The 26,783-nt window shown below is 67.8% G+C and carries 28 protein-coding genes and 1 pseudogene; 14 read left to right on the plus strand and 15 right to left on the minus strand.

All coding sequences use genetic code 11. From position 1 onward, the window contains the following. Positions 1 to 73: 73 nt before the first annotated feature. Positions 74 to 1,012, minus strand: a complete 939-nt coding sequence (locus EOHIBHHM_RS05265; protein ID WP_497255299.1) for an ArsR/SmtB family transcription factor — start codon at positions 1,010 to 1,012, stop codon at positions 74 to 76. A gap of 83 nt (positions 1,013 to 1,095) precedes the next feature. On the opposite strand from EOHIBHHM_RS05265, the gene EOHIBHHM_RS05270 reads away from it, so the two are divergent. Both EOHIBHHM_RS05270 and EOHIBHHM_RS05275 read left to right on the plus strand, forming a co-directional pair. Further along, complete coding sequence (locus tag EOHIBHHM_RS05270; protein WP_497255301.1) at positions 1,096 to 1,263, plus strand: DUF7859 family protein; 168 nt, start codon at positions 1,096 to 1,098, stop codon at positions 1,261 to 1,263. Positions 1,264 to 1,329: 66 nt separating this feature from the next. Continuing rightward, on the plus strand, positions 1,330 to 2,523 hold the full coding sequence (locus EOHIBHHM_RS05275) for an inorganic phosphate transporter (protein WP_497255303.1): 1,194 nt from the start codon (positions 1,330 to 1,332) through the stop codon (positions 2,521 to 2,523). 205 nt (positions 2,524 to 2,728) lie between these two features. On the opposite strand, the pseudogene EOHIBHHM_RS05280 reads toward EOHIBHHM_RS05275, so the two are convergent. Then, positions 2,729 to 4,110: pseudogene (locus EOHIBHHM_RS05280) on the minus strand (hemolysin family protein). A gap of 138 nt (positions 4,111 to 4,248) precedes the next feature. On the opposite strand from EOHIBHHM_RS05280, the gene EOHIBHHM_RS05285 reads away from it, so the two are divergent. From EOHIBHHM_RS05285 to EOHIBHHM_RS05295, 3 genes are read left to right on the plus strand one after another with little or no spacing between them, the layout of a single operon-like run. Continuing rightward, on the plus strand, positions 4,249 to 4,512 hold the full coding sequence (locus EOHIBHHM_RS05285) for a glutathione S-transferase N-terminal domain-containing protein (RefSeq protein WP_497255305.1): 264 nt from the start codon (positions 4,249 to 4,251) through the stop codon (positions 4,510 to 4,512). Beyond that, a complete protein-coding gene (locus EOHIBHHM_RS05290) occupies positions 4,512 to 5,021 on the plus strand; it encodes a redoxin domain-containing protein (protein WP_497255307.1) in 510 nt (169 codons plus the stop codon). The genes EOHIBHHM_RS05285 and EOHIBHHM_RS05290 overlap by 1 nt, the downstream gene beginning before the upstream one ends. Positions 5,022 to 5,068: 47 nt before the next feature. Then, a complete protein-coding gene (locus EOHIBHHM_RS05295; RefSeq protein ID WP_497255309.1) occupies positions 5,069 to 5,656 on the plus strand; it encodes an L-threonylcarbamoyladenylate synthase in 588 nt (195 codons plus the stop codon). A 39-nt stretch (positions 5,657 to 5,695) separates the two neighbouring features. On the opposite strand, the gene EOHIBHHM_RS05300 is transcribed toward EOHIBHHM_RS05295, so the two are convergent. Further along, positions 5,696 to 6,370: a CRISPR-associated protein Cas4 gene (locus EOHIBHHM_RS05300; protein WP_497255311.1), complete on the minus strand. Its 675-nt coding sequence runs from the start codon at positions 6,368 to 6,370 to the stop codon at positions 5,696 to 5,698. Positions 6,371 to 6,484: 114 nt separating this feature from the next. Beyond that, the gene (locus EOHIBHHM_RS05305; RefSeq protein WP_497255313.1) at positions 6,485 to 7,084 is read right to left on the minus strand and encodes a conditioned medium-induced protein 4; all 600 of its coding nucleotides are present in this window, start codon (positions 7,082 to 7,084) and stop codon (positions 6,485 to 6,487) included. 113 nt (positions 7,085 to 7,197) lie between these two features. On the opposite strand from EOHIBHHM_RS05305, the gene EOHIBHHM_RS05310 reads away from it, so the two are divergent. From EOHIBHHM_RS05310 to EOHIBHHM_RS05325, 4 genes are all read left to right on the plus strand, one after another. Continuing rightward, positions 7,198 to 7,779, plus strand: a complete 582-nt coding sequence (locus EOHIBHHM_RS05310) for a biotin transporter BioY (RefSeq protein ID WP_497255315.1) — start codon at positions 7,198 to 7,200, stop codon at positions 7,777 to 7,779. Positions 7,780 to 7,805: 26 nt separating this feature from the next. Then, entirely contained in the window at positions 7,806 to 8,555 is a 750-nt protein-coding gene (locus EOHIBHHM_RS05315) for an energy-coupling factor ABC transporter ATP-binding protein (protein WP_497255317.1), read from the plus strand. 9 nt (positions 8,556 to 8,564) lie between these two features. Next, positions 8,565 to 9,269, plus strand: coding sequence for an energy-coupling factor transporter transmembrane component T family protein (locus EOHIBHHM_RS05320; protein WP_497255319.1), 705 nt, complete (start codon positions 8,565 to 8,567; stop codon positions 9,267 to 9,269). A gap of 84 nt (positions 9,270 to 9,353) precedes the next feature. Further along, on the plus strand, positions 9,354 to 11,519 hold the full coding sequence (locus EOHIBHHM_RS05325) for a heterodisulfide reductase-related iron-sulfur binding cluster (RefSeq protein WP_497255321.1): 2,166 nt from the start codon (positions 9,354 to 9,356) through the stop codon (positions 11,517 to 11,519). Positions 11,520 to 11,579: 60 nt separating this feature from the next. On the opposite strand, the gene EOHIBHHM_RS05330 is transcribed toward EOHIBHHM_RS05325, so the two are convergent. From EOHIBHHM_RS05330 to EOHIBHHM_RS05340, 3 genes are all read right to left on the minus strand, one after another. Further along, a complete protein-coding gene (locus EOHIBHHM_RS05330; protein ID WP_497255323.1) occupies positions 11,580 to 12,035 on the minus strand; it encodes a ferritin-like domain-containing protein in 456 nt (151 codons plus the stop codon). Positions 12,036 to 12,128: 93 nt separating this feature from the next. Next, positions 12,129 to 12,638: a hypothetical protein gene (locus EOHIBHHM_RS05335; protein WP_497255325.1), complete on the minus strand. Its 510-nt coding sequence runs from the start codon at positions 12,636 to 12,638 to the stop codon at positions 12,129 to 12,131. Between the two features lie 92 nt (positions 12,639 to 12,730). Then, entirely contained in the window at positions 12,731 to 13,048 is a 318-nt protein-coding gene (locus EOHIBHHM_RS05340; protein ID WP_089822401.1) for a 4Fe-4S dicluster domain-containing protein, read from the minus strand. 92 nt (positions 13,049 to 13,140) lie between these two features. Here EOHIBHHM_RS05340 and EOHIBHHM_RS05345 point away from each other — a divergent pair, with 92 nt between their 5' ends. Then, positions 13,141 to 13,623 (plus strand): cupin domain-containing protein, encoded by a 483-nt coding sequence (locus EOHIBHHM_RS05345; protein WP_497255327.1) that lies wholly within the window; start codon positions 13,141 to 13,143, stop codon positions 13,621 to 13,623. A gap of 49 nt (positions 13,624 to 13,672) precedes the next feature. Beyond that, positions 13,673 to 14,071, plus strand: a complete 399-nt coding sequence (locus tag EOHIBHHM_RS05350) for a thiol-disulfide oxidoreductase DCC family protein (protein WP_497255329.1) — start codon at positions 13,673 to 13,675, stop codon at positions 14,069 to 14,071. A 28-nt stretch (positions 14,072 to 14,099) separates the two neighbouring features. On the opposite strand, the gene EOHIBHHM_RS05355 is transcribed toward EOHIBHHM_RS05350, so the two are convergent. The 6 genes from EOHIBHHM_RS05355 to alaS all read right to left on the minus strand — a co-directional run bounded on the left by EOHIBHHM_RS05355 (position 14,100) and on the right by alaS (position 21,049). Then, positions 14,100 to 14,387 (minus strand): DUF7853 family protein, encoded by a 288-nt coding sequence (locus EOHIBHHM_RS05355; RefSeq protein ID WP_497255331.1) that lies wholly within the window; start codon positions 14,385 to 14,387, stop codon positions 14,100 to 14,102. Between the two features lie 230 nt (positions 14,388 to 14,617). Further along, a complete protein-coding gene (locus EOHIBHHM_RS05360; protein ID WP_497255333.1) occupies positions 14,618 to 15,781 on the minus strand; it encodes an acyl-CoA dehydrogenase family protein in 1,164 nt (387 codons plus the stop codon). Between the two features lie 52 nt (positions 15,782 to 15,833). After that, positions 15,834 to 16,538 (minus strand): type 1 glutamine amidotransferase, encoded by a 705-nt coding sequence (locus EOHIBHHM_RS05365; protein ID WP_497255335.1) that lies wholly within the window; start codon positions 16,536 to 16,538, stop codon positions 15,834 to 15,836. A 121-nt stretch (positions 16,539 to 16,659) separates the two neighbouring features. Continuing rightward, positions 16,660 to 17,436, minus strand: a complete 777-nt coding sequence (locus EOHIBHHM_RS05370; protein ID WP_497255337.1) for an alpha/beta fold hydrolase — start codon at positions 17,434 to 17,436, stop codon at positions 16,660 to 16,662. Between the two features lie 78 nt (positions 17,437 to 17,514). Next, positions 17,515 to 18,060, minus strand: coding sequence for a DoxX family membrane protein (locus tag EOHIBHHM_RS05375; RefSeq protein ID WP_497255339.1), 546 nt, complete (start codon positions 18,058 to 18,060; stop codon positions 17,515 to 17,517). Between the two features lie 220 nt (positions 18,061 to 18,280). Then, the gene (alaS, locus tag EOHIBHHM_RS05380; RefSeq protein ID WP_497255341.1) at positions 18,281 to 21,049 is read right to left on the minus strand and encodes an alanine--tRNA ligase; all 2,769 of its coding nucleotides are present in this window, start codon (positions 21,047 to 21,049) and stop codon (positions 18,281 to 18,283) included. A 131-nt stretch (positions 21,050 to 21,180) separates the two neighbouring features. On the opposite strand from alaS, the gene EOHIBHHM_RS05385 reads away from it, so the two are divergent. Together EOHIBHHM_RS05385 and EOHIBHHM_RS05390 are read left to right on the plus strand one after the other, a co-directional pair. Continuing rightward, positions 21,181 to 23,037 carry an ATP-binding protein gene (locus tag EOHIBHHM_RS05385; protein WP_497255343.1) on the plus strand — a complete coding sequence of 619 codons (1,857 nt, stop codon included), beginning with the start codon at positions 21,181 to 21,183 and terminating at the stop codon, positions 23,035 to 23,037. Positions 23,038 to 23,078: 41 nt separating this feature from the next. Continuing rightward, complete coding sequence (locus tag EOHIBHHM_RS05390) at positions 23,079 to 23,591, plus strand: TspO/MBR family protein (protein ID WP_497255345.1); 513 nt, start codon at positions 23,079 to 23,081, stop codon at positions 23,589 to 23,591. 15 nt (positions 23,592 to 23,606) lie between these two features. Here EOHIBHHM_RS05390 and ltaE read toward each other — a convergent pair whose 3' ends face one another. Then, complete coding sequence (gene ltaE, locus EOHIBHHM_RS05395) at positions 23,607 to 24,626, minus strand: low-specificity L-threonine aldolase (protein WP_497255347.1); 1,020 nt, start codon at positions 24,624 to 24,626, stop codon at positions 23,607 to 23,609. 64 nt (positions 24,627 to 24,690) lie between these two features. Then, complete coding sequence (locus tag EOHIBHHM_RS05400; RefSeq protein WP_497256916.1) at positions 24,691 to 25,566, minus strand: DUF3267 domain-containing protein; 876 nt, start codon at positions 25,564 to 25,566, stop codon at positions 24,691 to 24,693. 123 nt (positions 25,567 to 25,689) lie between these two features. Between EOHIBHHM_RS05400 and EOHIBHHM_RS05405 the strand changes: the two genes are divergently transcribed. Next, positions 25,690 to 26,775, plus strand: a complete 1,086-nt coding sequence (locus EOHIBHHM_RS05405; RefSeq protein WP_497255349.1) for an aminopeptidase — start codon at positions 25,690 to 25,692, stop codon at positions 26,773 to 26,775. Positions 26,776 to 26,783 lie beyond the last annotated feature (8 nt).

Genomic DNA, 26,783 nt, shown 5'->3' on the forward strand with positions numbered 1-26,783 from the left:
GCCGAAGCGGGCGGTCGCAGCCGTAGCTACGTCGCCTGCTATCAAATACACTTGGTAGGCTCAAAGAGCTGTTTTACCTACTAGCCGACCGCACCGCGAGCACGAACAGCAGCACCGTCAACCCCCCGAGGAAGAAGAGGAGGCCGGGCGACGCCGCCACCGCGTCCACCATCGTCGGGTCGGCGGCGTCGACGGCGGTCTCCGTCGCCGTGCGGGTCGTCTCCGCGTCCAGCGTCGGCGTGGACGTCGAAGCGACGCCGTCGGCGGCCGTCTCGGTCGACTCGGCCACCTGCGTCGACGTCGGGACGGCGGTCGGTTCCGCGGTCGACGCGGCGTCTCCCGCCACACGGGTCGTCTCGACGGCGTCCTCGGTGACCGTCGCGTTCCCCGCGTCCCCACTCTGGTAGTCGACGTCGGCCGCCGGTGTGCCGCCCGCGTCGCCGCTCGCGTTCCCACCGGACCCGCTGCCGGCGTCGCCGCCGCTCGTGGGTGCCGCGCCGCCGTCCGTCCCCCCACCCGCGCCACCTGCGCCACCGCCGTCGGCACCGCCGGTCGCGAACAGTCGCGTCGTCGGCCCGCCGAGCACGCGGTCGACGACGAGACTGGCGACGCCGAGCACGCCCACCCCGCCGAGCAGTCGGCGGAGCGTCGCCTTCAACCCCGTCGTCTCCTCCTCGCGGCCGGCGACGACGACGAGCGCGCGGTCCGCCGGGACGTACACCTTCATCTCGCGGCCCTTCTCGGAGTAGACGGTGTCGCCGACCTCGACGAGGCCGGCGTCTTCGAGTCGCTCGAGGTGGTACTGGGTGTTCTGCAGCGAGGAGTCGATACGGTCCGCGAGCGCCGAAGGCGAGGCCGGCTCCTCGTGGAGTTCCGCGAGGATACGGCGGGCGGTCCGAGAGGAGAGCGCAGACAGCAGGTCGTCGGCGTCGTCGCTGTCGAGGCCGACGACGCGCGGGTCGTCGCTACCGGGGCCCGCGGCGTCGGACGTGGAGGGCAGCAGATCGGCCATCGGTCGCGGATTTCCGACGTGGCAGTATGAGTGTTCCCCCTCTCGCCGAAACGGCTTTGGAGCGTCCGCCGGAAAGGGCGGATATGTCTTCGCTCGTGCTGCAGGGGGTTGTCGACTTTCTCGCCCAGAACCCCGTCTTCACCGGTCTCCTGGTCGTCATGTTGGTGTTCGTCTTCTTCTCGTATCTGTTCGTCAGACGGACGTTGACGGGACTCCGCGAGGGGTACGACCGGGGTCGTCGTGGGAACTGACGTGCGGATGCGACGGACCGTGTCGACGACGCCGAACGGGCGACTCGGGAAGCGAGGGGGACACTGATGGTCGACGCCGTCACGCTCGGCACGTTCGGCGTCGCCGCGCTCGCCAGTCTGTTCATGGCGTGGGCCATCGGTGCCGGCTCCTCGGGGTCGACGCCGTTCGCCCCCGCGGTCGGTGCGAACGCCATCTCGGTGATGCGGGCCGGCTTCGTCGTCGGCCTCCTCGGCTTCTTCGGGGCCGTCCTGCAGGGACAGAACGTCACCAACGCCGTCGGCACCGAACTCATCGTCGGCCAGTCGCTGACGGCGACGGCGGCCGTCGTCGGGTTGCTCACCGCGGCCGGACTCGTCGCGATCGGCGTCTTCACCGGCTACCCCATCGCCACCGCGTTCACCGTCACGGGGGCCGTCGTCGGCGTCGGGTTGGCGCTCGGCGGCGACCCCGCGTGGGCGAAGTACCAGCAGATCGCGACGCTGTGGGTGCTCACCCCCTTCGTCGGCGGCGGCATCGCCTACGCGACGGCCCGGACGCTCCGGAGCCAGCGCGTCCCGGAACGGGTGGCCGTCCCGCTGCTCGCCGGCGTCGTCGGCGTGCTCGTGGCGACGATCCAGTTCGCACTGCTCGGCGGGCCAGCGGGTCCGCGTTCCATCGCGCAGGTCGTCGGTGCCCGGATCCCGCTCCCGGTCGTCGCCGGCGTCGACGCCGGCCCCATCGTCGCGATGCTGCTCCTCGCCTCGCTCGCGGCCGGCGCGTTGGCCTACGAGATGCGGCGGGACGAGGCCCGCGGGCAACGGCGCTTCCTGCTCGCGCTCGGGGGACTCGTCGCCTTCTCCGCTGGCGGGAGCCAGGTCGGCCTCGCCATCGGTCCGCTCGTCCCGCTGCTGGAGGAGGTCACCGTCCCGCTCACGGCGCTGCTCGTCGGCGGTGGCGTCGGCCTGCTCGTCGGGTCGTGGACGGGTGCCCCACGGATGATCAAGGCGCTGGCGCAGGACTACTCCTCGCTCGGCCCCCGCCGCTCGATCGCGGCGCTCATCCCCTCTTTCGCCATCGCACAGGCGGCGGTCGCTCTCGGCGTCCCCGTCTCGTTCAACGAGATCATCGTCTCGGCCATCGTCGGCAGCGGGTACGCCGCCGGCGGCGCGGGCGTCAGCCGACAGAAGATGCTCTACACGGTGCTCGCGTGGGTCGGTTCACTGGCGCTCGCGCTCGGGGTGAGCTACGCGGTGTTCACGGGCGTCGACTCGCTCGTCTGACTGCGGCCGTCACGCCGGTACCCGGCACCGAGCGGGCGCGGTCGCTCTCCGTTCGATGGCATCGGATCTATAGGAGCTCGTGCAGCTGTCTCCCCAGCCGACCGGACGACAGCGGCCGGTCGAGTGTGTGATGACGGACACTCGTTATTAGAGGAGTCGACGGACAGAGTGATCGGTGCCGTCGGCCAGAGTCGTGTTCGGCGCGTCAGTTCCCGCTCTCGACTTCCGCTTCGGGTTCCTCGTCGACGTCCTCGATCTCCTGTTTCGTGATGCGAGCTTTCATGATGCGAGTGTTGTCGACCTGTTCGATGCGGATGACGACGTTGTCGTAGGAGATCTCTTCGCCCTCCTCGACGAGGCGGCCCGCGCGGTTGAAGATGAACCCCGCGAGCGTCTCGAACTCCTCGCCCTCCGGAAGGTCGAGTCCGAGCATCTCGTTGACTTCGTCGATGTTGACCTCGCCGCGGACGAGCGTGGTGTCGTCGTCGACGAGTTCGAACGGCTCTTCCTCGTCGCCCTCGAGGATGTCGCCGACGATCTCCTCGACCATGTCTTCGAGCGTGATGAGACCCTCGTCGTCCCGAACTCGTCGATGACGATGACCATCTGCATCCGGTTGTCCTGAATCTCGGTCAGCAGTTCGTCGACGTTCTTCGACTCGGGGACGTGTAGCGTCGGTTGGACGGTGTCGACGAGCGTCCCCTCGCCCTCGCCGTAGTACTTCTGGCGGACGAGGTCGCGGACGTTGACGATGCCGATGATGTTGTCGAGGTTGCCGTCGTAGACGGGGATGCGCTCGTGGTCCGACTGGACGCAGGTCTCGATGGCCTCGTCGATAGTGGCGTCCTTCGGGACGGCGGTCATGTCGAGACGCGGCGTCATCACCTCCTTGGCGATGGTGGAGTTGAACCGGAAGATGCGCTGGAGCATCTCGCGTTCGTCTTCCTCGATGACCCCCTCGCGCTCGCCCGTCTGAATCATGTTCTGGATCTCGTCGCGGGTGACGTACGACGTCTCGATCGCCGACCGGCCGCCGGTCACCTTGTTGATGACGCGGGTGAGGTAGTCGAAGACGACGACGAGCGGCAGGAGGACGTACTCGGAGATCTTCAGCGGGCGGGCGATCCGCAGCGCCCACGACTCGGTGTTCTCGACCGCGTAGGACTTCGGCGCGCTCTCGCCGAACAGCAGGACGAGCGTCGTGATGCCCAGCGTGGAGATGAGCACGGACTGTCCCGGCGAGAAGTCGAGCACCGCGAGCAGCCCCGTCGCCAGCGCCGACATCGCGATGTTGACGATGTTGTTGCCGACGAGGATGGTGACGAGCAGTCGGTGCGGGTCCTCTTTCAGGTCTTTGACCGCCTCGGCACCGGGGACACCCTCGTTGACCAGCGAGTCGACGCGATGCTTCGCGAGGGAGAACATCGCAATCTCCGACGAGGAGAAGAACGCCGAGAGACCGATGAGGATGGCGATGGCGAGGACGCCAGCGATCGTGATAGAGCGGTCGTCGGTCGGCAACGCCTGCAGCAGTTGCGCGACAAGTCCGGAGGCGGCGAGAGTGATGACTGGCAGCGGCAAACCCATGTAACACCTCATCTTGACGGGGGCACGGATTAAGAGTTACCCTCAGAGACCCGCTCGAGCGGAACGAGCGGTCGTCGACCCCCGACACGGATCCCCGCGAGCGAAGGGCTTAGGCGGGAAACGACCCAAGAGTCGTCCATGTCGGACGACCAGCCACCGATCACGCTCTACCGGCTTCAGGCGTGTCCCTACTGCGAACGCGTCGTGCGGAAACTACAGGAGTACGACCTCGACTACCGCTCGCGGTTCGTCGAACCGATGCACTCCGACCGTAACGTCGTCAAGCGTCTCAGTGGCAAACGGAGCGTCCCCGCCATCGTCGACGAGAACACCGGCGTGACGATGTCGGAGTCGGCCAACATCGTCGACTACCTCGAGAAGACCTACGGGGGGGTCGCCTGATGGTCGACTTCGACGTGGTCGAACTCGAGGAGGCCGACCACGTGGACGTCGGCGAGACCGCCCCCGACTTCGTCCGCCCGCTCGTCAACGGCGAGTACTGGCAGAACGTCGCGCTCTCGGAACTCACGGACGAGGGACCGGTACTGCTCGTCTTCCACCCGATGGACGGGGCGTTCCCTTCGACGTACATCTGGAACGAACTCCGCGACCGGGAGTTGGGTGAACACGTCACCGTCGTCGGCTGTTCGATCTCCGACCCCTACACGCACAAGCGGTTCATCGGCGAGCGAGAGATGAGCTACCGACTCTTCTCGGACCCGAGCGCCGAGATCGCCCGCGAGTACGGCATCGACCACGAACTCGACGGGATGGCGGGCATCAGCGAACCTCGACCGGCGATCTTCCTCCTCGACGAGGACCGAACCGTCGAGTACGCCTGGGTCGCAAGCGAGTGGCCGGAGTTCCCCGACTACGACGAGGTCGAAGAGGCCGTCCGGTCGCGGGCGTAGACCACGGATTCAGAGCCTTTTCGAGGGGACGGCACCCACAGACAACTATGCGAGCAGACGTCAGCGCGGCCGTCGACGCCGTGGCACGCGGCGAAGCGGTCGTCTACCCGACGGAGACGGTGTACGGACTCGGAGCGGACGCACTCGACGCCGACGCGATCGAGCGCGTCTTCGAACTGAAGCGACGGAGCCACGACAAGCCGCTCTCGCTCGGCGTCGCCGACGTCGACACCGCGCTCCAGTACACCTACCCGACGCCGAGCGAGGAGGCGTTCATGCGCGAGTTCCTCCCGGGCCCCGTCACGGTCGTCGTCGAACGTGGCGAGCAGGTCCCCGACGTACTGACCTCCGGGAAGCGTCGCGTCGGCGTCCGCGTCCCCGACCACGAGATCGCCCGCGAGCTGCTCTCGGGGACCGGCCCGCTGACGGCGACGAGCGCCAACGTCAGCGGGTCGCCGAGCGTCACCCGACTTGCCGACCTCGACGAGCGCATCCGCGACGGCGTCGGGGCCGTCGTCGACGGGGGCGAGACGCCCGGCACCGAGAGCACCGTCGTCGACCCCGGGTCCGGCGTGATCCACCGCCGCGGCGCGCGGGCCGACGAGATCGAGGCGTGGTTGACCGATCGCGCCTGAACGCAGCCAGCGGGCGTCTCGTCTCGGGGTCGCCGAGAGCTACAACCCCAGCAGCGACCGCAACGAGCGGGTCTTCACCCCGCACCGACCGCGGTACTCACAGCTGTCGCACTTGTCGCTTCCCCGGAGTCGCGGCGGCGGCCCGTCCAACCCACGGACCGTCCGGAGCGCCGCGCGGTAGACCGCCTTCTTCCGCGTCGTCAGTCGGACCGTCCGGACGACGCCGTGGGTGGGGTACTCGACGACTGCTCGCGGAACCTCGCGTTCGTGCACCCACGACAGCGCCTTCGCCGCCGCGACGGCTCGCACCGCCTGCGGCTCCCAGACGCCTCGGTCGGGCGGGTCGCCGGGCGAGACGAGCACCGGCGTCGGTGGCTGCTCCGCGTCGCCCCCGAGCAGTTTGTGGACGACGCCGCGACAGTCCTTCCCGGTGAGGAGCACGTCACGCTCGGCGGGGTCACAGAGCGCGTCGAAGTCGTCGCGGACGGCGAGTCGGTCGATCGCCGTCCGGTACTCCTCGGGACTGACGTCGACGGGGAGCCCCGAGAGCGTCGCGTCGTCGGCGTCCCGGAGTTCGCGGTAGCGGAAGGCGAGCGAGCGACGTTCGGCGACGTCGGCCGGGGGGCCTCGGTCGTCGTCCCGTCGAGCGTAGTAGAGCTGTCGCGGACAGTACGCCGCGCGGGCGAGGTCGCTGAACGGTACGTGTGAAGACACGGGACGGAGTGGTCGTGGCATCGCACTTGAACCGTCGGACCGACTGCAGGGATCGACCTCCCGTCGACAGAGAGACGCGTCGCTCACGGGGACCGAGACGTCGAAAGAATGGAGTCAGAACGAGACGTCGGTCTCGAGGTCCTCGGTCGCCTCACGGAGGCCGTCCTCGCGGGCGTCGCTCGCCATGCGGTTCGTGAGCGCCGAGTCGGTGAACAGTTCCTCGAACTCGTCGCGGAAGCGGTCGTTTGCCCGCGTGGACTCGAGGTCGGCCTCGACGACTTCGCTGTAGTGGGCGACGACCCTCTCGTCGGTGTCGAGGGTGGCGGCCCGCTCCTCGATCGGCGTCTCGTCGACGAGTAGTCGGCGGAGCTCGTCGAGGTCGAAGGGGGCATCGCGGTCGGTTTCGCGTACGAGGTGGAGGTCCATCCGCGCGTCGAAGACGGTGTCCTCGTCGACGCCGACTGCCGCAGCGATGTCGGCGTCCGACTCGTCCTCGTAGAAGTGCTCGACGACCGTACGGAGGTCGTCGTCGTCGAGCCCCGAGACGAACGTGTACTTCTCGCGCATCGTCCCGACGATCTCGGTGACCCGTGCGTCGGTCTGTCCGCCGGTCTCGGTGAGCGACCCGCGAGCCTCTTCTTGGCTCTCGGTCACCGTGTCTGACCCCGTGGTGTCGATGAAGATATCACGGAGTTCGGCAGTCTTCTCGTCCATTGGTACGGATTACACTCCGTGGACGTACTAAAGCCTGTTCCCAAAATAGCGGGGGCGGCGAGAGGGTCCTCGTCAACCAAAGCGTTCAACACAGTTTACACACGAGGAGGGGTATGGAAACCTCGACCGACTCCGTGGAACTGGTCGGCGACGAAGCCGTCGGCAACCTCGCTCGGGCGGTGCTGTTCGCCGCGTTGATGGGCGCGTTCGCCTTCGTCTCCTTCCCGAACCCCGTCTCACCGGCCCCGATAACCCTGCAGGTACTGGGCGTCTTCCTCGCGGGCATCATGCTCGGCCCGCTGTGGGGCGCTGCCGCGCTGTCGCTCTATCTGGCCGCGGGTGCCGTCGGTGCGCCCGTCTTCGCCGGCGGAGCGGCGGGACTCGGCGTCCTCCTCGCGGAACCGACGCTGGGCTACCTCTGGTCGTACCCCGTCGCCGCCGCCGTCGTCGGACTCGTCGTCCACCGCGGGTCGCTCGGCGACTACCGTGACACCAGCGTCCCGGTGCTCGTCGCGGCGATGGTGCTCGGCACGGTCGTCATCTACGCGCTCGGCATCGCCGGACTGATGGCGGTGCTGGGACTCGGCCCCGTCGAGGCGTTCATGGCCGGGGCGGCCGCGTTCATCCCCGCCGAGGCGTTCAAGATCGCCGCCGCCGTCGGCATCGTCCGCTCGGACGCCATCGCGGCGGCGTAGATGCTGGAAACGACGAGGAGGAGACGATGATCCGAACCCGCAACCTCACCCACCGCTACGGCGAGACGGTCGCCGTCGACGACGTCTCGCTGACGGTTCCCGACGGCGAGTTCCTCGTCCTCGTCGGGGCCAACGGCTCCGGGAAGACGACGCTCGTCCGCCACTTCAACGGCCTGCTCGACCCCGACGCGGGCGACGTGTTCGTCAACGGCGTCCCCGTCGGCGACGACCTCGTCGCCGCCCGGACCGCAGTCGGGATGGTGTTTCAGGACCCGCGCGACCAGCTCGTCGCCGCCACCGTCGGCGGCGACGTCGCCTTCGGCCCGGAGAACCTCGGGCTTCCCCGCGAGGAGATCGACCGCCGCGTCTCGGCGGCGTTGACCGCGGTCAACCTCGACGGTCGGGCGGGCGAGAGCGTCCACGAACTCTCCGGCGGCGAACGCGAGCGCGTCGCCGTCGCCGGTGCGCTGGCGATGGAACCGGACCACCTCGTGCTCGACGAACCGTTCACCGGCCTCGACGAACCGGCCCGTCGCTCGGTGCTCGACCGCCTCGAAGCACTCCACGCCGCGGGGACGGGCGTCGTCGTCGTCACACACGACCTGCGGGACGTCGTCGCGCTCGCCGACCGAGTCGTGGCGATGGCCGACGGCCGCGTCGCCGTCGACGCCGACCCCGGACGCGCACTCGACGACTTGGCCGGACTGAACGTCCGCGTCCCCGAGTCGGTCGCCTCCGTCGGCGACGCAGTCGACTCAGAACCCGGCCTCGACTGACTCGTCCACATGCTGACTTACACACCCGGTGATTCGCTCGCACACCGCCTCGACCCGCGGACGAAGCTCCTCCTCCAGATCGCCTTCGTCGGGGCCGCGTTCGCCCACACGACGCCGCGCGGTCTCGCCGTGCTCACCCTCCTGACCGGGGGGATGCTCGCGCTCTCGCGAGTCTCGCTGCGGACGACGCTCTGGGAGTTCCGCTACGCGCTGCCGCTGCTCGTCGCCGGGCCGCTCGTCGCCGGGGCGACGCTCGGCGCGCCGTGGTTCGTCGTGAGCGAGGCGGTGGAGACGGCGCTCGCGAGCTACCGGGTCGTCCTCGCGCTGCTCGTCAGCGCCGTCTACGTCCGGACGACGTCGCCGCGTGAGTCGCGGGCGGCCATCCAACGCACGATACCAGGGAGAGCGGGACAGTTCCTCGGGATGGGCGTCGCGCTCGTCTTCCGCTTTCTGCCGGTACTCCAGTCGGACCTCGGCCGGATTCGCGAGGCGATGGCCGCCCGTCTCGGCGACGAACGACCGGTGCGAGAGCGGATGCAGTTGGTCGCGACCGCGGGGTTGAACCGCGCGTTCCGCCGCGCCGACACGCTCGCACTCGCGCTGCAGGCGCGCTGTCTCGCGTGGAACCCGACGCTTCCGGAGTTACGGTTCTCGCGACTCGACGCGCCGGCGATTGCGCTGGCGGCAGTTCTTGCGGCCGGCGCGCTGCTCTGAATCCAGGGCGGCGAGGGGGCGAGCGGCCGAGACGACCCGCCTCCGGTGACAAGATTTAACCGTCCACTATTCGGGTGATTGAGTATGATATTCCTGCAATCGACAGTCACGCGGGAAACGTTCTGGACTATCGGTCCGGTCGGCAAGGCCGCGTTCTACTTCCTCGCGGCCGCCGCCGTCCTCGTCTTCCTCTACGGCGTCTACGAGCGGTTCGCCCGGTACACGAGGGGGACCGACGACTGGTTCGAGCGACTCGACGACGTCGGCACTCGGATCGTCTCCTCGGCGAGGATCGTGCTCTCGAACGAGAAGCAGTTCGACCGGGATCTGTATGGAGGAATCATGCACGCGTTCGTCCTCTGGGGCTTTCTCACTCTGCTCATCGGGACGACCATCCTCGCCGTCGACATCGACGGCTACCGGCTCCTCACGGCGCTTTTGACCGGCGAGGAGCAGTCGTTCTTCGTCGGCGACTTCTATCTCTCCTACTCGCTGGTGATGGACGCGATGGGGTTGCTGTTCGTCGTCGGCGTCGGCATGGCGATCTACCGCCGCTACGTCGTCCGTAACCACCGGCTGTGGGGCAAACACACGTCGCTGGAGGACGACGCGTTCATCTGGACGCTGTTCCTGCTCGGCGTCGGCGGCTACGTGATCGAGGCGCTCCGCATCGTCGGCACCGGCTTCCCCTCCTTCGAGACGGTGAGCTTCGTCGGCTACTTCGGCGCGCTCGTCTTCGACGCCGCCGGGATGTCCGCCGGGCAGGCCGAGACGCTCTACTGGTGGGGCTGGTGGTCCCACGCCCTGCTCGCGCTCGGGTTCGTCGCGCTCGTCCCCTACGCCAAACCGTTCCACATGATCTCCTCGTTCGCCAACGTCGTCACCCGCGACGAGAAGGCCGGTCAGCGCCTCCCGGGCGTCCCGGCCGATCTCGCACCCGACGACATCGGCTACACGTCCGTCGAGGACTTCTCGTGGAAGCAGATGCTCGACATGGACGCCTGCACGAAGTGTGGCCGGTGTTCGGCCGTCTGTCCGGCGAAGGCCTCGGGTCGCCCGCTCGACCCGCGGGACGTCATCCTCGACCTGAAACAGTACCGCGACGACCGCGACGCCGGCCGCACCGAGTCGATCGACATCGTCGCCGACGGCGGGACGTCGGTCGTCGACTCGGAGACGATGGAGTCCTGTATGGCCTGTATGGCCTGTATGGACGCCTGTCCGGTCGAGATCGAGCACTTGAACCACTTCACGGAGATGAACCGCCGGCTGACCGAGACCGGTCAGATGAAGGAGTCTGTCCAGGAGACGATGATGAACGTCTTCCAGAACGGCAACACGTTCGGCGAACCCGAGCGCAAACGCGGCGACTGGACCGACGAACTGGAGTTCGAGGTGCCCGACGCCCGCGAGGAGGCGGTGGAGTTCCTCTGGTACGTCGGCGACTACCCCTCGTACGACGAGCGCAACCAGCGCGTCGCCCGCTCGATGGCCCGCGTCCTCCACGAGGCGAACGTCTCCTACGGCATCCTCTACGAGGACGAGAAACACGACGGCAACGACGTCCGCCGGGTCGGCGAGGAGGGCCTCTACGAGATGCTCGTCGAGGACAACGCCGCCGCCTTCGAGCAGTGCGAGTTCGAGAAGATCGTCTGTACGGACCCTCACTCGTACAACACGTTCACGAACGAGTATCCCGAGATGGTCGACGACTTCGACTACCCGGTGTACCACTACACGCAGGTGGTCGAAGAGCTGGTGAACGCCGGACGGTTGGGGCTCGACGGCACCGAACTCGACTACAGCGTCACCTACCACGACCCGTGTCATCTCGGGCGGTACAACGGTGAGTACGAGGCGCCGCGCGAGGTCATCCGCGCGACGGGCGTCGACCTCGCGGAGATGCCGCGGAACCGCGACGACTCGTTCTGCTGTGGCGGCGGCGGCGGCGGCCTCTGGATGGATCTCGAAGAGGAGTCGAAACCCAGCGAGGAGCGACTCCGCGAGGCGCTGGAGGACACCGATGCGGGTGCCGCAGTCGAGAAGTTCGTCGTCGCCTGTCCGATGTGCGGGACGATGTACGAGGACGGACGGAAGACCGGCGACTTCGAGGACGACGTCGAAATCGTCGACGTCACCGAACTGCTCGTCGAAGCGTTCGAAGCGAGAGACGCCCGGGCTCGTACCGGGACGAGTGATTCGAACCCGGACGAGGTCGGCAGCGGCGGACCCGCGACTGCGGACGACTGAGTCGAGAGTCGGACGGCGACGGCCGAAAAATGAAGAACCGAGCGTCGAGGGGAAGCCGAGTTAGCTGTCGTCGTACTCTTTCTTGAACCCGCGGAACTCCGTGCGGTGGGCTTCCTCGTCCGCGAGGATGGTCACCGCGAGGTCCTCGGTGACGGGGTCGCCCGCCTCTTCGGCTGCGTCGACGAGCGAACGGTAGGTCTCGATGGCGTCTTCCTCGGCGTCGAGCACGCCGTCGATCACCGAGAGCACGTCAGTCGTGTCCTCCGGCGGCTGGAGGCTGTCCTGGTGGGCGGTGAAGTCGGCCGACCCCGGCGGGCGCTCGTCGAGTTGCTTCAGGCGCTGGCCGATCATCTGAGCGTGGTCGAGTTCCTCCTGAATGTCCGCCTGCAGGGACTCTTTGATCTCCTCGGCGTGGATGCCGTCGAGGACGATGGAGTTCGTCATGTAGTTCATGACGGTCTCGATCTCGTCGCCGTACGCCTTCTTCAGCAGATCGGTGACTTCCTGAGAGGTCATTGCATCTGTACTTCTCTCGCCACGGACAAGAAGGTAACCGCCGGAGCAAGACGTGGCGCGGTGATCGAGCGCTCGGAGCGACGTGTCGCCCCGTCAGTCGCATCGCCGTTCGCCGTGTCGACGGCGGAACGAGACGTCGTCGACCCCGGAGAGGCCGTGCTCCCGACTCTCGTCGCGGTCCCACCGGAGTTCGGCCTGCTCCTCCTCGTCCGAGAAACCGGCGTCGGCGAGGCGGAACCGGAGCACGAGGTCGTCGCGTCCGTCGTCGTCGACGTCGCGGACGCGGCGCGCTCGCGTCGCCTCGGCACCGCCACCGTCGGCGACGACGTCGGGTGCGCCGAACCGGTAACGCGTCGCGTCGGCGGTCGCGTCGACGGCGTCGACGTTGGTGACGGCGACGCGGATCTGTCCGCGGTCGTGTCGGGGGAGCGGTCGGTCGTCGCGAGACGGTGCGACGTCGACGTCGAGATCAGACGGGAAGTGAGCGGCCGCGGTACCGGCGAAGGCGGACGTGGCTCCGCCGAGAGCGGCGAGACCACCGAGAGCCTGCAGAAACGTTCGCCGCCCGCTTCGTGTCGTCAGAGACTGTGGTGTTCGGGTCACCACGTGTGCGCACTCCTCGGTCGGACAAAGTCCGTCTGGCGCAGTCGTCGAAAACAACTCTCGAAACGGGTGACGACGGCAGGTCGAGGAGACTACCGGCTCGCGTCGACGTCGATGGCGTCGACCGGGCAGACGTCGACACAGAGCATACAGTCGATACACTGGTCCTCGCGGGTCGGTTCGACCTTCCGGTCGCTCTCGGGGTGGTCGGGCGTGTCGACCCACGTGAACACGTCGACCGGGCAGTTCTCCAGACAGACGCCGTCGGCGATGCAGATGTCGTAGTCGACGGCGACGTGCGTGCCGTGGATACCCAACTGCTCCGGCGGGTCGACGGGTCCCCAGACCGTGACGCCGTTCTCTTCGCCCACCTGCTCGCGGCTCTGCTCGAAGTTCGGGTCGATAGCCATTGGAGACTCTCCAGCGAGGATGCGGTAAAAAGAATCGAAAGCGGGCGACGGGTCGACGGAGCGTTCAAGACGGATGGCGTCGACGTGCCGTCATGTCGAAGACGAACGAGTCCGACCTCGAGTGGAGCGAGACCGACCACGGCGAGACGCGGTTCCGACGGAAGAAACTGGGTGCGGCCGCCGGGAGCGAGCGACTCGGCTGTAGCCTCTACGAACTCCCGTCGGATGCGAAGTCGTGGCCGTACCACTACCACACCGGCAACGAGGAGGCGCTCTACGTGCTCGACGGCGAGGGGACGCTCCGAGCCGACGACGGGACACAGCCGCTCCGCGCCGGCGACTTCGTCGCGCTCCCCGTCGGCGAGGAGGGCGGTCACCGCGTCGTCAACGACGGTGAGGGGACGTTGCGGTATCTCGCCGTCTCGACGATGAGCGAACCGGACGTGTCGGTCTACCCCGACTCCGGAAAGTTCGGCGTCTTCGCGGGGTCGCCGCCGGGGAGCGACGACCCGCGGACGCTTCAGGGTTACTACCGCCTCGACGACGACGTCGACTACTGGGACGGCGAGGAGTGAGGGCCACCGAAGAGCGGGGCTTTTCCCCGGTCGGTCCCAACGGTCGGCCATGACGCGTCAGGCGACCGACGGGGAGCGAGGAGACGCTGCAGAGACGACTCCACGCATCGTCTACGACGACGATTGTGGGTTCTGTACGTGGGCTGCGGCCTTCGCAGACCGCCACGGCGAGTTCGAACTCGTCGGGTTCTCGGAGTTGACGCGAGCCGAGAAGGTCCGGCTTCCGGCGAACTACGAGAGCTGTGCGCATCTCCTCGTCGACGGCGACGTGTACTCCTGCGGCGAGGCGACAGAACAGGTCCTGGCGCGACTCGACCCGACGGCGCGGCAGACGTTCGAACTCCTCCGGGGAGTGCCGGGGTACGCGAAGCGACGGGAGCGAGCCTACCGCTGGGTGGCCGACCGGCGCGCGCTGTGGGGGAAGGTCGTCCGATGCGACTCCCTCTGAAGGCGATTCCGACGGCGAACGACCCGCGTCACCCGAGCGCGGCGTCGACGGCGTCGAGCACCGAGACGACCCGCTCGCGGTCCCGGGCGGGTGCCCCGTCGAAGTAGTGCCGCAGCGCATCACGGAGCAACCGCAGTTCGTCCGGCGTGAACACTCGCTCCCCTTCCACCGTCTCGAGGAGGTTCGACGTACAGTCGACACGCTGGTCGTCCTCGACCGCGCGTTCGACGGCAGCGAGGACGGCCGCGTGTACCACCCACGCCTCTTCGGGCGAGAGGTCGAGGGTCACAGGGTCGCCGTGGGCCGTTTCGGTCATGTTATTGTGACTCCAGTTACACGTACGAACGGTACGCCTTTAACGATGTTTCTCGCTGGCATTCGACACGCACAACACCGGATTCTCCACTCGTCTTCGAAAGCCTCACTCGAACGCGGAGAACCTGCTCGCTGACCGCGTTCTCCGGTCTCACTCTCTCTCACTCGAGCCTTACTCGAACGCGGAGAACCCGCTCGCTGACCGCGTTCTCCGGTTTCACACTCTCTCTCTCACTCGAACGCGGAGAACCCGGTCAGATCCTGCCCCAACACCAACGTGTGGATGTCGTGGGTGCCCTCGTAGGTGTAGACGGTCTCCATGTTCGAGAGGTGGCGCATCGGCGGGTAGTCGACGGTGATACCGTTGCCGCCGAGTATCTCGCGGGCGACGCGGGCTTGGTCGCGGGCCATCCGGACGTTGTTGCGCTTGGCCATCGACACCTGCTGCGGGCGGAGGTCGCCGCGCTCCTTCAGGTCGGCGAGTCGGTGCGCGAGCAGTTGGGCGGTCGTGATCTGGGTGGCCATCTCCGCGAGTTTCTCCTGTTGGAGCTGGAACCGAGCGATCGGGCCGCCGAACTGCTCGCGGTCGGTCGCGTAGTCGCGGGCCGTCTCGAAGCAGTCGCGGGCGGCACCGACGGCACCCCACGCGATGCCGAACCGAGCCTGCGTGAGACACGAGAGCGGTCCCTTCATCCCGGTGACGCCGGGGAGGACGTTCTCCTTCGGGACGACGACGTCGTCGAGACCGATCTCGCCCGTGATGGAGGCGCGAAGAGAGAGCTTCTCGTGGATCTCGTTCGTCGAGACGCCGTCGCGGTCGGTCTCGACGAGGAACCCCCGGACTGGCGTCCCCTCGGTCGACGCGTCGCGCGCCCAGACGACCGCGACGTCGGCGATGGGTGAGTTGGTAATCCACGTCTTCGACCCGTTGAGGACGTAGCTGTCGCCGTCGCGCTCCGCGCGGGTCTCCATCGACGAGGGGTCAGATCCGTGCTCCGGCTCCGTCAGGCCGAAACAGCCCACCGCCTCGCCGGCCCCGAGTTTCGGCAGCCACTCCTCCTTCTGTTCGTCGCTCCCGAAGGCGTGGATGGGGTACATCACGAGCGCACCCTGCACGCTCGCCATCGAACGCAGCCCCGAGTCGCAGGCCTCCAACTCCTGCATCAGGAGGCCGTAGGCCGTCTCGCTGACGTTCGGGAGCCCGTAGCCGTCGAGATTCGGCGCGTAGAAGCCCAGTTCACCCATCTGCGGGATGAGTTCCGTCGGGAACGTCCCCTCCAGGTAGTGGTCGCCGATCTCCGGGCGAACCTCCTCTGCGACGAACTCGCGGGCGGTGTCGCGAATCAGTCGCTCTTCGGCGTCGAGGTCGGCCTCCAGTTCTACGTAATCGAGCATGACAGACTCTCGGCACGGTTCGGTGAAAAGCGTTCGCAAGCGTTAGCTGCTTCTACGCCGCCGCCTTCGACTCGTCTCGGACCTGCGCTGCGTACCGCACGAAGTTCTCGAACAGCTGTTTCGCCTCGCAGGCCGCCTCGTAGTTCGCCGGCGTGATGCCCTCCAGCACCGACTGGATACGGTCGTCGCCGAGGAACTCTCCCTTGCTCTTGGCGATCTTCTCGGCGGTCTCCGTGTCGTACTCGGGGTGGAACTGGACGCCGAAACAGTGGCCCTTGCGGAACCCGTGGTTGCCGTACTCGTTCTCGGCGATGGGGTGAGCGCCCGGCGGGAGTTCGGTTACGGCGTCGCCGTGGCTCGTGAAGACGGTGAAACGGTCGCCGACGCCCTCGAACAACGGGTCGTCGCCGGTGTGTTCGACCTCGCTGTAGCCGAGTTCGAACGACCCCATCGGTTCGACGGTGCCGCCGAGCGCCGCCGCCACCACCTGATGACCGAAACAGACGCCCAGGATGGGCAGGTCTCGGTCGGTCGCCTCGGCGACCCAGTCGACGAGGTCGGTGATCCACTCGTCGTCCCAGTAGACCGAGGAACTCGACCCGCTGACGACGACGGCGTCGAAGTCGTAGTGGTCGGGGAGCTGTCCACCGCTGGCGTCGAACTCGACGAGGTCGGCGTCGAGTTCGCGTCGGAAGTTCCGTCTCGTGGTCGGTTCGTCGTGTGAGGCGTCGAGAAAGGCCACCCGCAGTCGTCTCATTGTCTCCCGACAGGAGATGGGTGGGAAAAGGCCTTACGTTCGGCGCGGGGTTCTGCCGGTCTCTGCGACCCGTCGGTCTGCTCCGGTGACGACCGTCTGTCGCTGGTCGCTTCGCCCGCCGTCACTCGCTCTGCGCGGCGAGGAAGTCGAGCAGCAGGTCGTTGACGACCCGCGAGTGCTCGACGTGGGCGAGATGTCCCGCGCCGTCGACGAGGCTGAACGACCCTCGTGGGAGTCCCTCGGCCAGTTCGCGGCCGCGTTTGACCGGCCAGACGGCGTCGTCCGAGCCGTGGAGTACGAGCGCCGGCGTCGTCACCTCGTACAGCCGGTCGGTGACGTCGAACCGCTCGACGGCGGCGACCTGTGCCTCCCACGCGGGCCGCGTGGCGTCCTCCTCGCGCCGCCACGCGACGATCTGGTCGACGACGTCCGGTTGCTCCTCGAAGAACGCTCGCGAGAGGGCTGCGTCGAGCGAGGCACGGAGTTCCGGCGGATTCGTCGGCACGGCGTAGAGCGGCGAGAGGTCGAGGCCGTCGCCGGAGGCCGCAGTACCGAGGAGCGTGAGGCTCTTCGCCCGCGACGAGGAGAGTGCCGTCTGAAGCGCAACCATCCCGCCGAGGCCGGCACCGACGAGGTGCGCCTTGCGGACGCCGTGGTCCGCGAGGACGACGTCGAGGTCCCGGACGAGTTCGCCGACCGTGTACGGGCCGTCGGGCGCGTCGGACTGCCCGGTCCCCCGGAGATCCATCACGAGACTCTCGTACGGCCCGGCGACGGCGGCGTGTTGCCACCCCCACTGCCAGGCCCCGTAGCCGACGTCGCCGACGAACGCGACGGTCTCGCCCTCGCCGTCGGTGTCGTAGAAGAGCGAGACGTCGCCGTTGCGTGCAGTTGGCATGGGAGAACGTACTCGAAGAAATCGGTTCAACCCACCGATTCGACGGATTCCGTCGAACGCGGAGAGAGCGCCGGGGAGTCAGCCGAGCAGATATCGGAGTCTCGGCCGGTTCTGGACGAACTCGGTCTCCTCCAGGTAGCCGTCGACCCCGAAGATGCGGCCCGCGGCGAAGACGCCGACGACCACGAACATCAGCAGTCCGAACAGGTCGCCGTTGACGTAGCCGTTGGCCCAATCGGCGTTCCCCAGGTAGAAGAACACCATCAGGACGCCGCCGAAGAACGCGGCGAGTCGGGTGAGCGCACCGACCAGCAGCCCGAGGCCGATGAGCAGTTCACCGACCGGTACCGCGACGTTCGTGAACTCCAGGAGCAACGGCGTCTGACCGACCCACGCGAGGAAGCCGTGGATGGGCGCGCCCTGCGTCCCCTGAACCAGCCACCCGGCGGCGTCGAACGGCTCCGCCCCCGTCAGTTTGCCGAACCCGGCGTGGAAGAACCACCAGCCGGTCAGGAGACGGACGAGCACCGTCACGTACCCGGCGACACCCTCCGCGTAGTCGAACTCGACCGCGTCACCGAACCACTCAGTCGTCGCCTCCGTCGTCGTCTGTGTTGTCGCCATCGTGGTCACCTCACACGTAAACGTCGTACCGCCGACCACGTATAACGGGAACGCGGTTCCCAGTGACTGAAAACGAACGCAAGACGGTGAGAGGGGAGCGAGGTCGAGACGGCGCGTCCGCGACCACGGAGGGTCGCGCAGACGACGCCGTCTCAGGCCGCACCTCCGCGACAGCACGTCGGCGACCACGGAGGGTCGCCCGTGTGACGTCGCTCCGGGCCTACGCGTTCAACACGCTCTTCAACAGATCTGGCGCCTCGTCGAGCGCGTCGTCGAGTTTGTCGACGTCGGGACCGCCGCCCTGTGCGAAGTCCGGCGGACCGCCGCCGCCGCCGCCGACCTTCTGGGCCAACTGGCCGACGAGGTCGCCCGCGTTGACGTCGACGTCGTCGGGGACGCCGACGACGAACGTGGCGCTGCCGCCCGCCGCGCTGCCGAGGACGGCCACCTTCCCCTCGTCGACGAAGGCGTTGGCCATCTTCCGGAGTTCGTCGGTGTCGCCGTCGAGTCGCTGGACGACGACGGGCGTGCCGTCGATGTCGAGCTCGTCGCCGCCAGCCGCCGCGCGCGCCTCGGCGAGTTCGCTCTTGAGGCGGTCGATCGTCTTGCCGCGCTCCTTCCACTCGGTGAAGAAGCGCTCGGCGGTGTCCGGTACCTCCTGCGGCGTCACGTCGAGCACCTCGGCGGCGTCGTACAGCGCGTCCTCGGTGCGCTGGGTCGCCGAGATGGCGGCGTCGCCTGCGGCGAAGACGATGCGTTCGATGCCGTCCTGAACGGGTTCGGTAGTCAGGATCTTGACACAGCCGATGTCGCCCGTCCGCTTGACGTGGGTGCCGCCGCAGGCCTGCACGTCGTCGGCGACGTGGATGAGTCGGATGTTGGTCCCCGGCGGGATCCCACCTTGGTAGAGGTCGAAGCCGTGCTTCTCCTCGGCCTGGTGGCGGTGGGGCCACTCCTGTTTGACCGGATGGTTCTCCATCACGATCTCGTTGGCGACGCGCTCGATCTCCTTGACCTCCTCGCGCGTGATGCGCTCGTAGTGGGTGATGTCGAAGCGAGAGCTGGTGGTCCCCTTCTGTGCGCCGGCCTGTCGGATGTGGTCGCCGAGCACCTGCCGGGCGGCGTAGCCGACGACGTGTGTCGCCGTGTGGTGTCGCATCAGCCGACGACGACGCTTCACGTCGACCTGCCCGCGGACGAACTCGCCCTTGCCGGGGTCGCGGTCCGTCCGGTGGAGGACGACACCGTCGCGGATCTGGACGTCCGTGACCTCGGCCGTCAGATCATCGCTGGTCAGCGTCCCCTTGTCGGCCGGCTGGCCACCACCCTCGGGGTAGAACATCGTCTGGTCGAGGACGACGTCGTACCCCTCTTCGCGTTCGAAGACGTCGAGGACGACCGCCTCGAACTCCGTGCGCTGTTGGTCCTCGTAGTAGAGCTTCTCCGTGTCCGGAAGCTCCGAGAGCCGGTCGTCGCGCTCGTCTTTGTCCTTGAACGCCTGCTCGGTGTCGTGGCGGGCGGCCACGAGCGAGTAGAAGTCGTCGGGGACGTCGACCTCGGCCCCGCGCTCCTCGGCGATCTCCTTGACCATGTCCGGCTGGATGCCGTGGGAGTCGTACAGTTCGAGCAGTTCGTCAGTGGGGATGGTCTCGCCGGTCCCGGCGTACTCGTCGGCGAGTTGCTCGATGCGGCGACTGCCGCGTTCGAGCGTCTTGCGGTACTTCGCCTCCTCGGTGCGGACGATGTCGCGGATCGTGTCGCGGTTGTCGTAGTCGAGGCGCTTCGCCTGCATGTCGACGAGTTCGTCAAGCGGCGCGTCGATGCCGACGTTGTCGACGAGGCGCTTCGTCCGGCGCAGCACCATCCGGGCGAGATAGCCCGTACCCACGTTCGACGGGACGATGCCGTCGCCGAACATGTACGCGAGCGCACGGCAGTGGTCCGCGATGGCGTAGATGTCCTCCAGCGGCCGCATCAGCGTCGTCAGCTCGGAGACGTTGACGTCGAGTTTGTCCGCGATGTTGTCGCGGGCGACGTCCATGTCCTCGGCCTCGTCGATGTCCATGTGGCCGGCGAGTTTCGCGGCGCGATGGATGAGTCGCTCTTCCTCCTCGGAGTGCTCGATACCGGCGTTCTCCTTGAGGAAGGCGATCATCTCGGGGTAGACCGCCTCGTAGACGGTCGGCGTCCCCTGGCTCATCCACGTCCAGCGTTCCAGCCCGTAGCCGGTGTCGACGATGTACGTGTCCATCGGCGAGTAGCGGTTGCCGTCCTTCAGTTCGTACTCGCCGTCGGGGTCCTGCTTCAGCGACATGAAGACGAGCGTCGCCAACTCGGCACCCTTGTAGATGACCTCGATGGCGGGACCGGCGTTGCCGCCGCCGACCCACGGGTCCTCGATGTAGACGATCTCGTCGAGGTTCGCTCCCATCGACTGGAACAGTTCGTCGCAGTAGCGGACGGTGTCGTTCTTCCAGTAGACCTCGCCGGAGTAGGCGTACTCGTCTTCGGCCTCCTCGCGGGCGTTGAACGCGTGGTGGGCCATCATCTCGAACGCCATCGTGTGTCGGCCCGTCCGGCCGACGTTATCGATGTCCTGCATCCGGATGCACGGCTGAGAGATACAGAGGGGGTTCGCCGGCGGCGGCGTCTCGCCCGAGGTGACGAGCGGCTGGAAGTCGTAGATCGACGCCTGCGTCAGGAGCACGTCGTCGCGCCAGCGGTTGGCGGCGACCGGGTACGGGTCGATCCGGGCGTGGTCGTTGTCCTCGAAGAAGGAGAGGAACGCCTCCCGCATCTCCTCCATCGTGTAGGCCTCGTCGAACCCGGGGTCGTCGATGAAGCTGTAGTCGTCACACGGTGGCTCACCGCACGTCTCTCGATCGTGGTCGCGCGTCCAGAAGTGCGCCCCGCAGGAAGGACACTCCTTTCGCACGAAGTCGTTCTCCTCGAAGTAATCGAGGCGATACTCCGACTCGAGTTCGCTCATTACCTGTTATCTGGCCGATGCCCGGGTAAAACAGTTCCGCAACACCCAGTTCCGAGACCGCCGACAGTCGCCTTCACCACAACGTTTTTGGCTGCTGTTGGCAACTGTCCGGTATTCGGGTACGTCGCCAGATGACCACGTCAGCTCCCCTCCACGTGCTCGTCGTCGCCGACGGACCGACGGTCTCGGAGCTCCTCGCCGACAGCGACGCCGTCACGGTCGTCGAACGGTCCCCTGCAGAGCTGTCGGCCGCACTCGTCGCCCTCGACCCCGACTGCCTCCTCGTCGACGACCTCGACGACCTCGATCCGGCGACCGTCGACGCAGTCGACCGTCGGGGCGTCCCGGTCGTCGCCTACACCGACGCCGCGATCGAGACGCTCGTCACACGGGAGTGGGTCGCCGGCTACGTCCGCAGCGACGACGGCGACGACCCCGCTCGCCGACTGGTCGACGAGCTCGTCTGGGTGACGAGCCAGGAGACCCGCCAGCAACTCCGTCACAGCACCGACCGAGTCACGGCGCTCCACGACGCCGCGACGCGACTGTTCGTCGCCAAGACGCGCGACGAGCTGTATCGATCGACCGTCGACGTCGCGGACGACGTCCTCTCGTTCGACATCTGTTACGTCGGCGTCGTCGAGGGCGAGGAGATCGTGCCGAAGGCCGTCTCGGCCGACTCGCCCGCCGACGGTGCACGGCGGATGCACGTCGACGAGGGAATCGCCGGGAAGACGTACCGAACGGGGACGTCCCAGCTGGTGCGTCGCGTCACCGACGCCGAGGCGAACCCCGCCCGGCCGGAGTACCGCTCGGGCATCAGCGTCGCCATCGGTGAGTACGGGGTCTTCCAGGCGGTCGCGCGCCGTCCCGACGGGTTCGACGAGACCGACCTCGAACTCGCCGAGTTGCTCGTCTCGCACGTGACGGCGGCGCTGAAGCGTCTCGACGCCGAGTCGCGACTGCGCGACGAGCGCGACCGCCTCGACGCGCTGTTCGAGAACGTCCCCGACGCCGCCATCGCCTTCGAGTTCGACGACGGCCGACCCGTCGTGCAGCGGGTCAACTCGGCGTTCGAACAGGTGTTCGGCTACGCGGTCGCCGACGTCGTCGGCGAGAACGTCGACGAGTTCGTCGTCCCGCCGGAACACGACGCGGAGGCCGCGGCGTTCAACGAGAAACTGCAGGCGGGGACGAACCTCCGGGCGGAGGTCCAGCGGGCGACGGCGACCGGCGTCCGGGACTTCCTCCTGCACGTCGTTCCGATCCGACTCGACGAGGCGAACGGGGGCGGCTACGCCATCTACACGGACGTCACCGACCAGAAGCAGCGCGAGCGTGAACTCCGCCGGCAGAACGAACGACTCGACGAGTTCGCGAGCGTCGTCTCACACGACCTGCGCAACCCGTTGACCGTCGCCAACGGCTACCTCGATCTCGCTCGCGAGGCGGACGACGACCCGAACCTCGAGAAGGTCGACGCCGCACTCGGCCGGATGGAGCGACTCGTCGAGAACCTCCTCCGACTCGCCCGCAAGGGACGGATCGTCGGCGAGACGACGCCGGTCGACCTGCGAGCGGTCGCGACGGAGGCGTGGGGGAACGTCGAGACGGCGGACGTCGAGTTGGTGCTGTCGCTCCCGGCGGACGAGACGGTCGACGCCGACCACGACCGACTGGTCGACCTGCTGGAGAACCTGTTTCGGAACAGCGTGGAGCATGGCTCCACGAGCAGTCGGACGAAGTCCGACGACGAAGTGACGACTGTCCGCGTCGAGACCACCGACGACGGATTCGCCGTCGAAGACGACGGTCCCGGCATCGCCGAGGCGGACCGCGAGTCGGTGTTCGAGATCGGGTACACCACCGACGACGACGGCACCGGGTTCGGACTCGCCATCGTCCGGCGAATCGCCGAGGCTCACGGCTGGCGCGTCGCCGTGACCGACGGCGTCGACGGGGGCGCGCGCTTCGAGTTCTCGCTGTGACCGGCGGAACGTTCAGGCCCTCGGCGGCCGAAGAGTAGGTTATGGAACTCACACGAAACGCACCGAGAGAGCGGCGCGACTGGGTGGCGCTCGTCGGCTTCGTCGTCCTGGTCAACGTCGTCGGCGCGGTGCCGGCGGTGCTCGGCGGGCCGAACAGCGCGTGGTTCGCGGCGTTGCAGAAGCCGTGGTTCTACCCGCCGCCGGCGACGTTCGGCATCGTCTGGACGCTGTTGTTCACGCTGATGGGCGTCGCGCTGTGGCTGGTCTGGCGTCGCGGCACCGACCACGGAGGTGTGCGCCTCGCGTTCGGCGCGTTCGCCCTCCAGTTCGCCTTCAACGTGGCGTGGACGCCGGTGTTCTTCGCGCTCCAGCGACCGGCCGCCGCGTTCTGGATCATCGTCGCGCTCGTCGTCGCCGTCGTCGGCACCATCGTCGCCTTCGCTCGCGTCGACCGACGAGCCGCCGCGCTGCTCGTCCCCTACCTGCTGTGGGGCTGTTTCGCGGCGGTGTTGAACTACACTATCGTCCAGCTGAACGGGTACGCACTGTTCTGAGAGAGGCGCTACTGACTACTCGACGACCGACGCGATGCGGTCGACGGCCTCGTCGACGTCGTCGCGCGAGACGTCCCAGTTCGTACAGAAGCGCGTGGTGTACGCGCCGAACGCGCCACAGCCGACGCCCACGTCGGTACAGCGGTCGGCGAACTCGTCGCCGGTGAGCCCCGCCTCGCGACTGTCGACGACGACGACGTTCGTGTCGGGCGTCGGCACCGAGAGCCCCCCTATCCCGTCCAGTCCGTCGGCGAGCGCCCGGGCGTTGGCGTGGTCGTCGGCGAGGCGGTCGACGTTGTCGAGCGCGCAGAGGCCGGGTGCGGCGATCATTCCGGCCTGTCGCATCCCGCCGCCGAGGAGCTTTCGCGTGCGGCGCGCGCGGGCGACGAACTCCTCGGACCCCGCGAGCATCGACCCGACCGGTGCGCCGAGTCCCTTCGAGAGACAGAACATGACGCTGTCGACGGGCGCGACGAGGTCGGCCGGGTCGACGTCGAGGGCGACCGCAGCGTTGAACACGCGTGCACCGTCGAGGTGGACCGAAACGTCGTGGTCGCGGGCAGCCTCGGCGGCGGTTTCGACGTGGGCGACCGGGACCGCCACGCCACCGCGACTGTTGTGCGTGTTCTCCAGCGAGAGCAGCCCCGTCCCGGGGCGGTGGAGGTCCTCGTCGACCAGGTTCGCCCGGACCTGCTCGGCCGTCGGCACCGCGCGCTCGCCGCAGTCGACGGTGCGGACCTGCAGTCCCGACAGTTGCGCGAGCCCGCCGAGTTCCCACTTGACGACGTGCGCCTGGTCGTCGACGAGGATCTCTTGGCCTCGGTCGGTGTGCGTTCGGGCGGCGATCTGGTTGCCCATCGTCCCGGTCGGGACGTAGAGCGCCGCCTCCATCCCGACGAGGTCGGCCGCGCGGCGTTCGAGTTCGTTCACGGTCGGATCGTCGCCGTAGACGTCGTCGCCGACGTCGGCGTCGCGGGCGGCCTCGCGCATGGCGTCGCTCGGGCGGGTGACGGTGTCGCTGCGAAGGTCGATCATACCCACTCGATGCGGTGGCGGGGTGAAAGAACTCGTGGTCCCGGCGGAGAAAGAGGAGGGGCGTTCAGGCGGTGCGACTGCGGTCACGGCCACCGGTGAGCAGCCCGTACGCCAGCCCGACGACGGCGCTCAGCCCGAGTATCCCGCCGAGACCGATGGAGCTGGAGAAGCCGTCGGGACCGCTCTCGAACTGCAGGATGTTCCACGGGGTCCCTGCCGGGCCGAGCGTCAGCGACGTCACGCCGGCGATGTCGAGGACCATCGGCGCGAGCATCGCCGCGAGGAAACAGAGGCCGACGGCGACGCCGAAGCCGACGAGACTGCTGCGGAGGACGGTGCGGGGGCTGTCGACGGGCGCGTGCTCGGCGTCGCCGAAGACCCGGAGGCCGGTCACGTCGTCGACGACGGTGACGTCCGCCGGGTAGCGGAGCAGGAGGCGCACCATCCAGAGGTCGCCGACGGCACCGCCGACGTTCAGCGCGAGCGGGACGACGAGCGCGGGGAGGCCGAAGAGCAGCATGAGCGGGACGCCGACGGCCGTGATGACGACGAGCGGCGTCAGCGCGATCACGATGAACTGGTTGCGCGTGAACTCGGTGTCGGTCGTCGCGTAGGCGTACGGGAGGACGAAGTGGGCGACGCCTGCGCCGTAGCGTGGGTCCCCGCCGTAGCGCTTCATCGCGACGCCGTGGAGGAGTTCGTGGACGACGATGGTGCCAGCCGACAGCAGGAGCACGACCAGTCCACCGACGGCGGCGCTGCCGAGTCTCTCGGCGTCGACCGAGACGGCGAGGTCGAGTCGGCCCGTGACCGCCGTGTAGAGGCCACCGAGGACGAACAGCGCGACGACGAACCCGGCCGTCCCGAGACCGGTCCACTCGACGGCGGTCTGCCGGGAGACGGTGAACGTGGTGAGGGGTGTACGGGAACGCGAAGACATTGCCACAGGAGAGCTGTCGTTCGCTCGAGAGATAATCCTACTGTGAGCAGTGTCCTCTCCCGACAGCCACGGACGTCGCGAGAAACCCGAAAGGGGTATCCGACAGCTGTATGAACAATCGGTATGGATGCACGAATCCGTGAGCACGCAGAGATCATCGTCGACCACTCGACGGACGTCCAGGCGGGCGACAACGTCGTCGTCTACCTGCCGTCGGAGGCCGAGGACCTCGGCGTCGCGCTCCACGAGCTCATCGGCGACCGTGGTGCCAACCCGCTCTATCTGAACTACTCGGACCGCGCCGACCGTGCGTTCCTCCGCGCACGCGAAGACGACTTCGACACGCCGAGTCACCACCTGGCGATGTACGAGGAGGCCGACGTCGTCATCCTCGCCCGCGCGGGGCCGAACCCCTCCGAGAAGAGCGACGTCGCCCCGGAGACCAACGCCGCGTGGCGTCGCGCCTACCAGCCGGTCCAGAAGGAGCGACTCTCGACGCGCTGGTGTCTCACGCAGTTCCCCACCGGGGGGTACGCCCAGTTGGCGGGGATGAGCACCGAGGGCTACGAGAACTTCGTCTGGGACGCCGTCAACAAGGACTGGGACGAACAGCGCGAGTTCCAGTCGCAGATGGTCGAGATCCTCGACGACGCCGACGAGGTCCACATCGTGAGCGGCGACGAGACCGACCTGACGATGTCGGTCGCGGGCAACTCGACGCTCAACGACTACGGCGAGAAGAACCTCCCCGGCGGCGAGGTGTTCACCGCGCCCGTCAAGGACAGCGTCGAGGGCGAGGTCTACTTCGACATGCCGCTGTACCGCTACGGACGCGAGATCGAGGGTGTCCGCCTCACCTTCGAGGAGGGAAAGGTCGTCGCCCACAGCGCCGAGCGCAACGAGGAGCTCTTGACGGGCATCCTCGACACCGACGAGGGCGCGCGCTACCTCGGCGAACTCGGCATCGGGATGAACCGCGCCATCGACCAGTTCACCTACAACATGCTGTTCGACGAGAAGATGGGCGACACCGTCCACATGGCCGTCGGCAGCGCCTACGGCGAGACGGTCGGCGAGGAGAACGAGACCAACGAGTCGGCCGAACACGTCGACATGATCGTCGACATGTCCGAGGACTCCGTCATCGAAGTCGACGGTGAAGTCGTCCAGCGCAATGGGACGTTCGTCTTCGAGGACGACTTCGAGTAGCTGTCTGC

The organism is Halogranum roseipondis (assembly GCF_059695585.1).

Excerpts from the sequence above, each read along its gene's own strand:
- EOHIBHHM_RS05315 (WP_497255317.1), top strand. The coding sequence starts at position 7,806 with ATGATCCGAACCCGCAACCTCACCCACCGCTACGGCGAGACGGTCGCC.
- EOHIBHHM_RS05270 (WP_497255301.1), top strand. The coding sequence starts at position 1,096 with ATGTCTTCGCTCGTGCTGCAGGGGGTTGTCGACTTTCTCGCCCAGAAC.
- EOHIBHHM_RS05360 (WP_497255333.1), bottom strand. The coding sequence starts at position 15,781 with ATGCTCGATTACGTAGAACTGGAGGCCGACCTCGACGCCGAAGAGCGA.
- ltaE (WP_497255347.1), bottom strand. The coding sequence starts at position 24,626 with ATGATCGACCTTCGCAGCGACACCGTCACCCGCCCGAGCGACGCCATG.
- EOHIBHHM_RS05340 (WP_089822401.1), bottom strand. The coding sequence starts at position 13,048 with ATGGCTATCGACCCGAACTTCGAGCAGAGCCGCGAGCAGGTGGGCGAA.
- EOHIBHHM_RS05345 (WP_497255327.1), top strand. The coding sequence starts at position 13,141 with ATGTCGAAGACGAACGAGTCCGACCTCGAGTGGAGCGAGACCGACCAC.
- alaS (WP_497255341.1), bottom strand. The coding sequence starts at position 21,049 with ATGAGCGAACTCGAGTCGGAGTATCGCCTCGATTACTTCGAGGAGAAC.
- EOHIBHHM_RS05325 (WP_497255321.1), top strand. The coding sequence starts at position 9,354 with ATGATATTCCTGCAATCGACAGTCACGCGGGAAACGTTCTGGACTATC.
- EOHIBHHM_RS05365 (WP_497255335.1), bottom strand. The coding sequence starts at position 16,538 with ATGAGACGACTGCGGGTGGCCTTTCTCGACGCCTCACACGACGAACCG.
- EOHIBHHM_RS05290 (WP_497255307.1), top strand. The coding sequence starts at position 4,512 with ATGGTCGACTTCGACGTGGTCGAACTCGAGGAGGCCGACCACGTGGAC.
- EOHIBHHM_RS05350 (WP_497255329.1), top strand. The coding sequence starts at position 13,673 with ATGACGCGTCAGGCGACCGACGGGGAGCGAGGAGACGCTGCAGAGACG.
- EOHIBHHM_RS05285 (WP_497255305.1), top strand. The coding sequence starts at position 4,249 with ATGTCGGACGACCAGCCACCGATCACGCTCTACCGGCTTCAGGCGTGT.
- EOHIBHHM_RS05400 (WP_497256916.1), bottom strand. The coding sequence starts at position 25,566 with ATGTCTTCGCGTTCCCGTACACCCCTCACCACGTTCACCGTCTCCCGG.
- EOHIBHHM_RS05305 (WP_497255313.1), bottom strand. The coding sequence starts at position 7,084 with ATGGACGAGAAGACTGCCGAACTCCGTGATATCTTCATCGACACCACG.
- EOHIBHHM_RS05295 (WP_497255309.1), top strand. The coding sequence starts at position 5,069 with ATGCGAGCAGACGTCAGCGCGGCCGTCGACGCCGTGGCACGCGGCGAA.
- EOHIBHHM_RS05330 (WP_497255323.1), bottom strand. The coding sequence starts at position 12,035 with ATGACCTCTCAGGAAGTCACCGATCTGCTGAAGAAGGCGTACGGCGAC.
- EOHIBHHM_RS05385 (WP_497255343.1), top strand. The coding sequence starts at position 21,181 with ATGACCACGTCAGCTCCCCTCCACGTGCTCGTCGTCGCCGACGGACCG.
- EOHIBHHM_RS05310 (WP_497255315.1), top strand. The coding sequence starts at position 7,198 with ATGGAAACCTCGACCGACTCCGTGGAACTGGTCGGCGACGAAGCCGTC.
- EOHIBHHM_RS05320 (WP_497255319.1), top strand. The coding sequence starts at position 8,565 with ATGCTGACTTACACACCCGGTGATTCGCTCGCACACCGCCTCGACCCG.
- EOHIBHHM_RS05265 (WP_497255299.1), bottom strand. The coding sequence starts at position 1,012 with ATGGCCGATCTGCTGCCCTCCACGTCCGACGCCGCGGGCCCCGGTAGC.
- EOHIBHHM_RS05370 (WP_497255337.1), bottom strand. The coding sequence starts at position 17,436 with ATGCCAACTGCACGCAACGGCGACGTCTCGCTCTTCTACGACACCGAC.
- EOHIBHHM_RS05355 (WP_497255331.1), bottom strand. The coding sequence starts at position 14,387 with ATGACCGAAACGGCCCACGGCGACCCTGTGACCCTCGACCTCTCGCCC.
- EOHIBHHM_RS05405 (WP_497255349.1), top strand. The coding sequence starts at position 25,690 with ATGGATGCACGAATCCGTGAGCACGCAGAGATCATCGTCGACCACTCG.
- EOHIBHHM_RS05390 (WP_497255345.1), top strand. The coding sequence starts at position 23,079 with ATGGAACTCACACGAAACGCACCGAGAGAGCGGCGCGACTGGGTGGCG.
- EOHIBHHM_RS05275 (WP_497255303.1), top strand. The coding sequence starts at position 1,330 with ATGGTCGACGCCGTCACGCTCGGCACGTTCGGCGTCGCCGCGCTCGCC.
- EOHIBHHM_RS05375 (WP_497255339.1), bottom strand. The coding sequence starts at position 18,060 with ATGGCGACAACACAGACGACGACGGAGGCGACGACTGAGTGGTTCGGT.